General features: G+C 70.1%; 1 protein-coding gene and 1 pseudogene. One reads left to right on the forward strand and one right to left on the reverse strand.

Annotation, left to right across the window (positions count from 1 at the left end; all coding sequences use genetic code 11):
• A pseudogene (locus ELR45_RS39615) lies at window positions 1–1166 on the forward strand (transcriptional regulator); the annotation flags it as partial.
• Here ELR45_RS39615 and ELR45_RS29795 read toward each other — a convergent pair.
• A partial coding sequence (locus ELR45_RS29795; protein WP_165368226.1) for a DUF885 domain-containing protein occupies window positions 1111–2778 on the reverse strand: 1668 nt, incomplete at its 5' end. The pseudogene ELR45_RS39615 and the gene ELR45_RS29795 overlap by 56 nt on opposite strands.

The following is a 2778-nucleotide window of genomic DNA, read 5'->3' on the forward strand; positions in this document are numbered from 1 at the left end:
AGACGTTGCGGACGTTCGGGCTGGACCGGCTGGCGGCTGCCGGTGAGGACGACGGCGCGACCATGGCCTTGGTGCGGTGGGCGGTCGACCTGGCGACCACCCTCGAGCGGGAGATGACCACCGACCGCGAGCCGCAGGCCGACGCGCTGCTGCGCCGGGAGCTGCCCAACCTACGGGCGGCCTGGCGGCTCGTCCGGGACCGGGGGATGCTTGACGACGCCGTCACCCTAGTCGTCGCCCTGTTCGATGCGATCACCTACCGCGACATGGTCGAGCTTCGGTCCTGGGCCATCGAGCTGGCCGGGGATCCGTTGCTCGCCGCGCATCCCCGGGCGGCCGCGGTGCTGGGAACGGCCGCCGAGGCCTCGTACCAGAGCGGCGACCATGAGCGTGCCGACCGGTATGCCACGGCCGGACTGGATCTGGCCGCCGATTCGCGCGGCTCGTGGCTGTGCTTGATGGCCCGATCCGTGGTCGCGCTGGCGCGCGGGTCCTACGCCGAGGTCGTCGAGCTCTGCGAGGCTGCCGCGCCGCTCGCTCCCGGGCCGCGCGAGAACCTCGGCGTCGCCGCGCTCGCGATGGCCTACAGCGGCAAGCTCGACGAGGCGCGCGCCTTTAACGAACGAGGACTGACCGGCGCGGTGTCACCCACCATGCTCGCGTGGGGTGCGTACGTCACCGCGGAGATCGACAGCCTCGCCGGCCAGAATGAGCACGCCGAGCGCCATTACGTCCGCTCCATCGACCTCGCCCGCGCCTCCGGCGCCACGTTCCTCGTCGGCGTCGCGACCGTCGGGTTGTTCTCGGTGCGCGCCGATGCGGGCCGGACCGAGGATGCGCTGCAGGGCTGCCGCGACGCGATCGACTACTTCGCTCGCACCGGGAACTGGATCCACCAGTGGACGACGCTGCGCAACCTCGCCGACCTGCTGCGCGGACTTGGGGATCACAACGTCGCCGCCCTGCTCCATGCGGCAGCCGACGCCGCCCCGGACGCTCCGGCGGCCAATCGGCCGCTGGACGACCCCACATCGGCGCCCGCCAGGACCGCTGCTCCTCTCGGCCGTGCCGAGGTCCTTCAGACGGCCCGGGAGGCGATCGAACGCAACCTCACGCGCACGCAGCTATCCACGAGGCGACACGACGACGGAGCACCGGCAGGCTGATCGTGGCGGCACCCAGCACGGCGTCGTGGAAACCCTTGATGTCGAACTTCCCGCCCAGCTTGGCCTCCGCCTCGGCCCGCTGCTCAAGGATCTCCCGCTGGCCGACCTTGTATGCCAGCGCCTGGCCCGGCATGCCGATGTACCGATCCACCTCGACGGCGATGGTCCCCGAGTCGATCGGGGCGTACTCCGCCATGAAGTCGATGGCCTGCTGTCGGCTCCAGCCGCGCGCATGCAGCCCGGTGTCGACGACGAGCCGGCATGCCCGCCACACATCGGAGGCCAGCATCCCCAGCCGGTCGAGATCGGTCTCGTACAGGCCCATCTCGTCGGCCAGCCGCTCCGTGTACAGCCCCCAGCCCTCGATGTACGCGGTGTGTCCGATGCCCATCCGGCGGAACTCAGGCAGGTCGGTGCGCTCGGTGGCGATGGCCAGCTGCAGGTGGTGGCCGGGGATCGCCTCGTGGAAGGCGATCGACGCGGTCTGGTATCGCCGCTGCTCGGTGGGGTTGTGCAGATTGACGTTGTACGCCCCAGGGCGGCTGCCGTCCGCGGCCGGCGGCAGGTAGTACGCCGGCGGAACGTCCGCAGCGAGATAGTCCGGCACCGGGATCAGCTCGCACGGCGCTTGCGGAAGGATGCCGAACCAGCCGTCCATGACACCGGTGGCCTTCTCCAGGCATTCACGTGAGTGCGCCAGAAGCTCGTCCGCGTCCCGGTAGCGCAGGTCCATATCGCCCAGCATCCGGTCGAAGATCGCTCGTACATCCGGCGTACCGAACACCCGTTCCCCCACCTCGGCGAACTCCGCACGGATCGACTGCGTCGCCTGCTCCATACCGATCTCGTGCAGTTCGTCGGAGGTGAGCGGCAGACCGGTGTGCAGCTCGATCAGAGCCTGATAGATCTCGTCGCCGTCCGCGATGTGGGCTAGCCCGGCCTGCTCGTCGGGCCGCGCCGCGGGCTCCAGCTCGTCGGCGAACACGTCCCGGTAGCGTACGAAAGCCGGCCGCAGAATATCCCGCACGGCGTCGTCCATCTCTGCCCGCCACGCCTTCTCGCCGTCCCAGTCGTCCGGTCCCGCGAGGTTGACGAAGGGGTCATTCTCCAGCGGCGATGCCAGGTAGCCCTCCACCTGGTTCCGAGACCTCGAGGCGTTGATACGCGCGGGTGTACGGCCGGCGGCCAGACCCTCGCGGTAGCGCTCAGCAGCCTGATCCAGCATGCGCGCCATCGAAGCGATCCGAGCCACCGCCATCCGCGCGTGTTCAGGATCCGGCGCCTGGAGCTGGCCAGCACTCACCAGGAGGCCGGCGTGCGCCCCCTGCATCTGATCCGACGTGAGCTCGGCCAGCCGCGCGTCGACGGCCCGGACGCCGTCGTCGAGCTCACCGATCAGCAGGTCCCGGGTGAGCCGGTCCGTCTCGCTGAGGCCATCCTCGGCTACTGCCGCCGCTCGCTCTCGCAGCTCGACCCACCGTCGTCGTCGTTCCTGCTCGGCTTCGGCCGAGAGATCGTCGGCGCGGTCGTCGTACCGGTGATCGCCGAGAAGCGAGGCATAGAGCGGCTGGGAGTCCAGGAAGACCTGCCAGTACTCGTCCGCGATCGAGCG

Origin of the sequence: Phytoactinopolyspora endophytica (genome assembly GCF_004138495.1) — a bacterium.
In the GTDB taxonomy this organism is placed as follows: domain Bacteria; phylum Actinomycetota; class Actinomycetes; order Jiangellales; family Jiangellaceae; genus Phytoactinopolyspora; species Phytoactinopolyspora endophytica.